The organism is Actinomycetota bacterium (assembly GCA_004297305.1).
GTDB lineage: Bacteria > Actinomycetota > Actinomycetes > S36-B12 > FW305-bin1 > FW305-bin1.
Genome location: SCTR01000002.1, coordinates 226528 through 234755, shown reverse-complemented (window position 1 = coordinate 234755; position 8228 = coordinate 226528). Strand labels below are relative to the sequence as shown.

6 protein-coding genes and 1 rRNA gene are annotated in these 8228 nt (G+C 70.8%); all 7 read right to left on the bottom strand.

The features are described 5' to 3' along the window. Window positions 1-1365, bottom strand: a 16S ribosomal RNA gene (locus EPO13_01500); the annotation flags it as partial. Between the two features lie 507 nt (window positions 1366-1872). Next, window positions 1873-3132 (bottom strand): tyrosine--tRNA ligase, encoded by a 1260-nt coding sequence (locus EPO13_01495; protein ID TAK71213.1) that lies wholly within the window; start codon window positions 3130-3132, stop codon window positions 1873-1875. A 53-nt stretch (window positions 3133-3185) separates the two neighbouring features. Next, entirely contained in the window at window positions 3186-3818 is a 633-nt protein-coding gene (locus EPO13_01490; protein ID TAK71212.1) for a DNA-3-methyladenine glycosylase, read from the bottom strand. A gap of 26 nt (window positions 3819-3844) precedes the next feature. Further along, entirely contained in the window at window positions 3845-5236 is a 1392-nt protein-coding gene (argH, locus tag EPO13_01485; protein TAK71211.1) for an argininosuccinate lyase, read from the bottom strand. A 61-nt stretch (window positions 5237-5297) separates the two neighbouring features. Next, window positions 5298-6506 carry an argininosuccinate synthase gene (locus EPO13_01480; protein ID TAK71184.1) on the bottom strand — a complete coding sequence of 403 codons (1209 nt, stop codon included), beginning with the start codon at window positions 6504-6506 and terminating at the stop codon, window positions 5298-5300. Continuing rightward, complete coding sequence (locus EPO13_01475; protein ID TAK71183.1) at window positions 6503-7039, bottom strand: arginine repressor; 537 nt, start codon at window positions 7037-7039, stop codon at window positions 6503-6505. The genes EPO13_01480 and EPO13_01475 overlap by 4 nt, the downstream gene beginning before the upstream one ends. Further along, window positions 7036-8226 (bottom strand): acetylornithine transaminase, encoded by a 1191-nt coding sequence (locus EPO13_01470; protein TAK71210.1) that lies wholly within the window; start codon window positions 8224-8226, stop codon window positions 7036-7038. Before EPO13_01470 ends, EPO13_01475 begins: the two co-directional genes overlap by 4 nt. Between the last annotated feature and the right edge of the window lie 2 nt (window positions 8227-8228).

The window sequence follows — 8228 nt, the reverse complement described above, 5'->3', positions numbered from 1 at the left end:
AAGGCCCGGGAACGTATTCACCGCAGCGTTGCTGATCTGCGATTACTAGCGACTCCGACTTCATGGGGTCGAGTTGCAGACCCCAATCCGAACTGAGACCGGCTTTTTGGGATTCGCTCCACCTTGCGGTATCGCAGCCCTTTGTACCGGCCATTGTAGCATGCGTGCAGCCCTAGACATAAGGGGCATGATGACTTGACGTCATCCCCACCTTCCTCCGAGTTGACCCCGGCAGTCTTCTATGAGTCCCCGGCATTATCCGCTGGCAACATAGAACGAGGGTTGCGCTCGTTGCGGGACTTAACCCAACATCTCACGACACGAGCTGACGACAGCCATGCACCACCTGTACAGGACCCTTGCGGACCTGGCATCTCTGCCAGATTTCCCTGTATGTCAAGCCTAGGTAAGGTTCTTCGCGTTGCATCGAATTAAGCCGCATGCTCCGCCGCTTGTGCGGGCCCCCGTCAATTCCTTTGAGTTTTAGCCTTGCGGCCGTACTCCCCAGGCGGGGCGCTTAATGCGTTAGCTTCGGCACGGAGAACGTGGAAGGTTCCCCACACCTAGCGCCCAACGTTTACGGCGTGGACTACCAGGGTATCTAATCCTGTTCGCTCCCCACGCTTTCGCTCCTCAGCGTCAGTATTTGCCCAGAGACCCGCCTTCGCCACCGGTGTTCCTCCTGATATCTGCGCATTTCACCGCTACACCAGGAATTCCAGTCTCCCCTGCAACACTCAAGTCTGCCCGTATCGAATGCAGGCCCGGGGTTGAGCCCCAGGTTTTCACATCCGACGCGACAGACCGCCTACGAGCTCTTTACGCCCAATAAATCCGGACAACGCTTGCACCCTACGTATTACCGCGGCTGCTGGCACGTAGTTAGCCGGTGCTTCTTCTGCAGGTACCGTCACTTGCGCTTCGTCCCTGCTGAAAGAGGTTTACAACCCGAAGGCCGTCATCCCTCACGCGGCGTCGCTGCGTCAGGCTTTCGCCCATTGCGCAATATTCCCCACTGCTGCCTCCCGTAGGAGTCTGGGCCGTGTCTCAGTCCCAGTGTGGCCGGTCGCCCTCTCAGGCCGGCTACCCGTCGTCGCCTTGGTAGGCCGTTACCCCACCAACAAGCTGATAGGCCGCGGGCCCATCCCTCGCCAATAAATCTTTCCACCCACCCAGATGTCCGAGTAGGTCGTATCCGGTATTAGCCCCGGTTTCCCGGAGTTATCCCAGAGCGAGGGGCAGGTTGCCCACGTGTTACTCACCCGTTCGCCGCTGATCCCCTCCCGAAGGAGGTTCACCGCTCGACTTGCATGTGTTAAGCACGCCGCCAGCGTTCGTCCTGAGCCAGGATCAAACTCTCCGTGAATGCTTGCCTGCGACGGGCGCTCAAGGAGCGCACGCCATCACAGAGATAGATCTGGCAAGACAGAGCTAGCTTGTAGTTCTGTCATACCAAAGGAATTCCGCAGAGAGACCGCGACCGCACCCGACGGGCACGGCGCCTAGCCCCCCTGACGGGGTTTTTGGCATTGACTTTCGGCACACTGTTGAGTTCTCAAGGATCGGGCGCGCACCGACACCGGAGCCTTCCGGCTGGTGTCAGGGCAACTCGTCTAACTTAGCCGTGGCGCCCTCCCGGGTCAAATCCCGGTCCGGCCCACCCCCCGGCATCGCGCTCGCCCCACAGCTGTGGGCCCAGCAACGGTGGCGGGGGTCCGCCGGCGGAACCGGCCACAACGGCGAGGGATCCTCGTCGCGGTGTCCGTTGCTCCCGTCCAGGCGGCTCGCGAGAGATTACGCAGCCGCGGCACCGCCGTCAAATCCTGGCCAGCGGTACCGCGATCGCCGCCGTAACAGGCTGCGGCCCAAGGACTATGGCGCGACGACCTCGACACCGGCTACAGCGCGCCTGCCGCGCCGAAGCACCAGGAACCGGCCGTGCACCAGGTCGGCCGGACCGGGCACGAAGGTGTCGTCGGTCACCCGCTCGTTGTTGAGGTACGCCCCGCCTTCGGCCACCGTCCGCCGGGCCGCGGCCTTGCTGGCCACCAGCCCGCTCGCGGCCAGCAGGTCGACGTACGCCGGCAGCTGGCCGCCGCCGACCTTCACCGAGGGGGTCTCCTGCAGAGCTGCAGCCAGCGTGGCCTCGTCGATCTCGTACAGCGAGGCCTGCCCGAACAGGGCCCGGCCGGCCGCGGCCGCCGCCGCCGCAGCGGCAGCGCCGTGCACCAAGGTGGTCATCTCCTCGGCCAGCGCCCGCGGCGCCTCGCGCGCCGCGGGCCGCTCGACGGTGGCCTGCTGCAGTGCGGCGACCTCGTCGGCGGACCGTGCCGAGAACATCCGCAGCAAGGCAGGCACGTCACGGTCGTCGCTGGCCAGCCAGAACTGGAAGAAGGCGTACGGCGAGGTCAGCGCCGGGTCGAGCCACACCGTGCCGCTCTCGGTCTTGCCGAACTTGGTCCCGTCGGCCTTGGTCAGCAGCGGCGTGGTCAGGCCGTGCACCGCCGTGCCGGTGACGCGGCGGACGAGATCCACCCCGGCGGTGATGTTGCCCCACTGGTCGGAGCCCCCGGTCTGCAACCGGCAGTCGTAGCGCCGGTACAGCTCCAGGTAGTCCAGCGACTGCAGCAGCTGGTAGCTGAACTCGGTGTACGAGATCCCCGGACCGGCCAGCCGGGCCGCGACGGCCTCCCGGTCGAGCATCCGGTTGACGCTGAAGTGCTTGCCGACGTCGCGGAGGAACTCGAGCGTGGACAGGCCCTGTGTCCACTCGTAGTTGTCCGCGACGAGGACGCCGTTGGGTCCGTCCGGGTCGAGGAAGTGCCGAAGCTGACCGCCGATCCGTTCCCCCCAGGCCGCGACGACGTCCTGCGGGTTCAGCGTGCGCTCCCCGGCCATCTTCGGATCGCCGATCAGCCCGGTCGCTCCGCCGACCAGGGCGATCGGGCGGTGGCCGGCCAGCTGGAAGCGGCGCAACGTGAGGATCTGCGCGAGGTTGCCCAGGTGCAGGCTCGGCGCGGTGGGATCGAAACCGCAGTAGACGGTGACCGGACCGGCGGCCAGCTCCGCGGCCAGTGCCTCGCGGTCGGTGCTCTGCGCCACCAGATCGCGCCAGTGCAGCTCAGCCAGAATCCCCTGCCCGGCACTGTCGTGGCCGGCGATCGCCTGGCCGGCGCCCTCACTGCTCACGAGGGGACATCCTGGCCTGCGGGCCTGGTACGCCCGACGGCGGGACGGTACGGACTGACCGTCGGGTCGCCGAGCACGAAGCAGCGCCACGGTACGGCCGCCCCGGCCCCGGCGACCCCGGTCCGCGGGCTCCAGCCGACGTCGCCGTCGGCGACCGGGTGTCCACGGCGTACGGCGAGCGGTCCCCCGCCGCACAGGTCCGCGCCGTCCAGGGCGCCGGTAACCCCCAGCGCGGTCGCGAGCCGCGCCGGCCCGCGCGCCAGGTCACGGTCCTGCCGGGCGGCCGGTCGCCGGCGGCGCGCGAGGCTCGACCCGGCCACCACCTCGCCGGCCCGCAGCAGCACCGCCGAGGCCGAGCCGGCCGGCCCGGTGACCAGGTTCAGGCACCAGTGCATGCCGTAGCTGAAGTAGACGTAGGCGTGACCCGGCGGACCGAACATGGCGGCGTTGCGGGCAGTGGGTCCGCGGTGCGCGTGTGAACCGGGGTCCTGGCCGGTACCGGCGTACGCCTCGACCTCGGTCAGCCGCACCGCGACCACGCCGGCGGGGGTGTCGTGGACGACGATCCGGCCCAGCAGCGACCGGGCGACCTCGAGCACCGGCCCGGCGTACGCCGACCGCCCGAGCACGCGGCCGCCAGGCGCACGGGCCGCACTCACCGCGGCCCGGCGGTCCCTTGCGGCGGCAGCGGGACGGGGTTGTCCGCAGCCCAGGCGCGCGCGGCGTCGAGCTGCTGGCCGAGCCCGGCCAGCTGCTCGCGCACCCGAGCCGGGGCCGTGCCGCCGACCGACGCCCGGGATGCCAGCGCCCCGTGCACCGACAGCACCGACCGGACGTCGGCGGTCAGCTGGGCCGAGACGCCGGCCAGCTCGGCGTCGGTGAGGTCCCACAACTCCTTGCCCTGGTCCTCGGCGACCCGCACACAGCCGCCGGCGATCTCGTGTGCGTCGCGGAACGGCACGCCCTGCCGGACCAGCCACTCGGCGATGTCGGTGGCCAGCGCGAAACCCGCCGGCGCGGCGGCTGCCATCCGCTGGGTGTCGAAGCGCAGCGTCGCGATCATCCCGGTGACGGCGGGCAACACCAGCAGGACCTGGTCGAGCGCGTCGAACACCGGTTCCTTGTCCTCCTGCAGGTCCCGGTTGTAGGCGAACGGCAGGCCCTTGAGCGTGGCGAGCAACCCGGTGAGGTCGCCGATGAGCCGGCCGGACTTGCCCCGGATCAGTTCGGCGACGTCAGGGTTCTTCTTCTGCGGCATGATCGACGACCCGGTCGACCAGGCGTCGTCGAGCCGGGCCCAGCCGAACTCCCGCGAGGCCCACAGGCAGACCTCCTCGCCCAGCCGGGACAGGTGAACCCCGAGCAGGGCGAGCGCGAACAGGAATTCGGCGACGAAGTCCCGGTCGCTGACCGCGTCGATCGAGTTCGCCACGACGCCGTCGAAACCGAGTTCGGCCGCCGGCAACGCCGGGTCCAGCCCGAGCGACGAACCGGCCAATGCCCCGGCGCCCAGCGGTGAGAGCGCCGTACGGCGATCCCAGTCCCGCAGCCGGTCCAGATCGCGGCTCAGTGCGTGGACGTGCTTGGCCAGTTCGTGCCCGAAGGACACCGGCTGGGCGTGCTGCAGGTGGGTGAAACCCGGGGCGGGGCTGTCGACGGCGGCGTCGGCCTGACCCAGCAGCGCGTCGCAGAGCGCCAGGATCTCGCCTGCCACGGCGCGGGCCTGGTCCCGCAGGTACAGCCGCAGGTCGGTGGCGACCTGGTCATTACGGCTGCGCCCGGCGCGCAGCCGACCACCGAGCGGGCCGAGTCGTTCCAGCAGTCCGCGTTCGACGGCGGTGTGCACGTCCTCGTCGTCGGGGGTCGGCATGAAGGCGCCGGTCGCGATGTCGACGGCCAGGGCGTCCAGCGCCGCGAGGATGTCGTCGCGTTCGGCGACGGTGAGCAGCCCCGCCCGCTGCAGCACCCGGGCGTGTGCCTGCGACTGCAGCACGTCGTACGGCGCGAGCCGCCAGTCGAAGTGCACCGACAGCGACAGCGCCGCCATGGCGGCGCTGGGACCGGACGCGAACCGGGCACCCCACAGCCGGGTGGGTCCGGCGGTCGGCTCAGGCACTGCCACCGCGCTGCAGGTCGCGACGCGCGGCGATGGTGCTGGCCAGCCCGTGGATCTGCACGAAACCCTTGGCGGCGGCCTGGTCGAAGGTGTCGCCGGTGTCGTAGGTGGCGAGGTTGAAGTCGTAGAGCGACTCCGGGCTGCGGCGGCCGGTCACCACGGCGCGGCCGGCGTGCAGCGTCAGCCGCACCTGCCCGGACACGTGCTCGTTGAGGTCGTCCAGGAAGCCGTCGAGCGCCCGCTTGAGCGGGCTGAACCACAGCCCGTCGTACACCAGTTCCGTCCACCGCTGGCTGACCCCGCGGCCGAACCGGGCGAGGTCACGCTCCACGGTGACGTTGGCCAGTTCGCTGTGGGCGGCCAGCAGGGCGATCGCGCCGGGCGCCTCGTACACCTCGCGGCTCTTGATGCCGACCAACCGGTCCTCGACCATGTCGAGCCGGCCCACGCCCTGGGCGCCGGCCCGGGCGTTGAGCTGCTCGATGGCCTGCAGCGGGGTGACCGGGGTCCCGTCCAGGGCGACCGGGACACCCCGGTCGAAGGTGATGACGACCTCGTCGGCGGGCCGGGCCGCTGCGGGGTCGGCGGTGTAGGAGTAGACGTCCTCGATCGGCGCGTTCCAGATGTCCTCGAGGAAGCCGGTCTCGACGGCCCGCCCCCAGACGTTCTGGTCGATGGAGTACGGCGACTTCTTCGTCACGTCGATCGGCAGCTGGTGCTTCTCGGCGTACTCGATGGCCTTGTCCCGGGTCATGGCCAGGTCGCGGACCGGCGCGATGCAGGTCAGTTCCGGCGCGAGATTGGTGATGCCGACCTCGAAGCGGACCTGGTCGTTGCCCTTGCCGGTGCAGCCGTGCCCGACGATCCCGGCGCCGTGCTTGCGAGCAGCGGCCACCAGGTGCTTGACGATGACCGGCCGCGACAGCGCCGACACCAGCGGGTACCGGTCCATGTAGAGCGCGTCCGCCCGCAGCGCCGGCATGCAGTACTGCTCGGCGAACTCGTCGCGCGCGTCGGCCACCTCGGCCTCGACGGCACCGCAGGCCAGCGCCCGTTCGCGGATGACCTCCAGGTCCTCCCCGCCCTGGCCCACGTCGACCGCGCAGGCGATCACCTCCGCGCCGGTGGCCTCGGCCACCCAGCCGATGGCGACGGAGGTGTCCAGACCTCCGGAGTAGGCGAGCACGACACGGTCGGTCACGAAGCTTCTCCTGTGGTGCGGCGCGCGGAGCGCGTGGCGGACGAGGGGCGGACGAGGTCCAGGATGGCCGACGCCACCTGCTGACCCCCCTGCGGGTCACGCGTGACCAGCAGCACGGTGTCGTCGCCGGCGACGGTCCCGATCACCGTGGGCAGGACGGCGTGGTCCAGAGCCGAGGCGAGGTACTGCGCGGCCCCGGGGGGCGTCCGGAGCACGACGATGTTGGCCGAGTGGTCGGCGCTGACCAGCAGCTGCGCGGCGACCCGGGCGAGCCGGCCACGGCCAGCCGCGTCGAGGTCGCCCGCCGGCGGATCGCCGCCGTCGGCAGGGACGGCGTAGACCGCCACACCGTCCGGGCCGTCGACCTTGATCGCCCCCAGGTCGTCCAGGTCCCGGCTCACCGTGGCCTGCGTGACGGCGAACCCCTCGGCGGCCAGCAGCTGGCCCAGCTGAGCCTGCGAGACGACCGGCCGACTGCCGAGCAGGTCGACGATCCGCTGCCGGCGAGCGGTCCTGGTCTTCGGGGCGGTCACGACCCACCACCGGCAGCGGCGGCGTCGAGGATGCCCGGGAGCGCGTCGCTGAAGGACCGGGCCTCCGCGGCGGTCAGTACCAGCGGGGGGGCGAGCCGGATGGCATCGGGCGCCACCGCATTGACCAGGAAGCCGGCAGCTCGGGCCGCCGCTTCGACCGCGCCCGACCGGGGGTCGCGCAGCACCAGGGCCCGCCACAGGCCGCTGCCGCGGTGACCGGCCAGCAGCGGATGCTCGACGGAGTCGAACGCCGCCGCCCATTGCTGCCCGACGTCGCGCACCGCGGCGAGCAGCCCGTCGCGGTCGATGGTGTCGATCACCGCCAGCGCCGCCGCGCAGGACACCGGATTCCCGCCGAAGGTCGACCCGTGGTCGCCGGGGTGGAACAGCCGGCCGGCCGCACCGATCCCCAGGCAGGCCCCCAGCGGCAGTCCGCCGGCCAGACCCTTGGCCAGCGTGATCACGTCGGGGACGACGCCCTGGTCCAGGCTGGCGAACCAGGCCCCGGTACGCCCGATGCCGGACTGGACCTCGTCGACGACGAGCAGCGCCCCGGTGGCATCGCAGGCCGCACGAGCCGCCGCGAGGTACCCCGCCGGCGGCGGGATCACCCCGCTCTCCCCCAGCGTCGGTTCCAGGAACACCGCCGCGGTGCGTTCGGTCACCGCGGCGGCCAGCGCCGCCGCGTCGCCGTACGGCACGAAGGTCACCGGTCCCGGCAGGGGCGCGAACGGCTCCCGCTTGGGCGGGTTGCCGGTGATCGACAACGAGCCCATGCTCCGGCCGTGGAAGCCGCGCTCCGCCGCGACGATCTGAAGCCGGCCACCGGACGGGTCCAGCGCCCGGCCGTGCCGGCGGGCCAGCTTGTACGCCGCTTCGTTCGCCGTGGTGCCGTCCTGGCAGAAGAACACCCGGGCATCGGCACCGCCGGGTACTGCTGCGTCCAGGAGGCCCACCAGCCGCTCGGCCAGCGCCACTCCGGGTTCGTGGACGAACAGGTTGCTGGTGTGCGCCAACGTCGCCACCTGCCTGCTGACCGCCTCCACGATCGCCGGATGCGCGTGGCCGAGCGAGCTCACGGCGATCCCGGCGAACAGGTCGAGGTACTCGCGGCCGTTGACGTCGACGACCCGGCAGCCCCGGCCTGCCGCCAGCGCGACCGGCGGTGTGCCGTAGTTCGGCATCATCA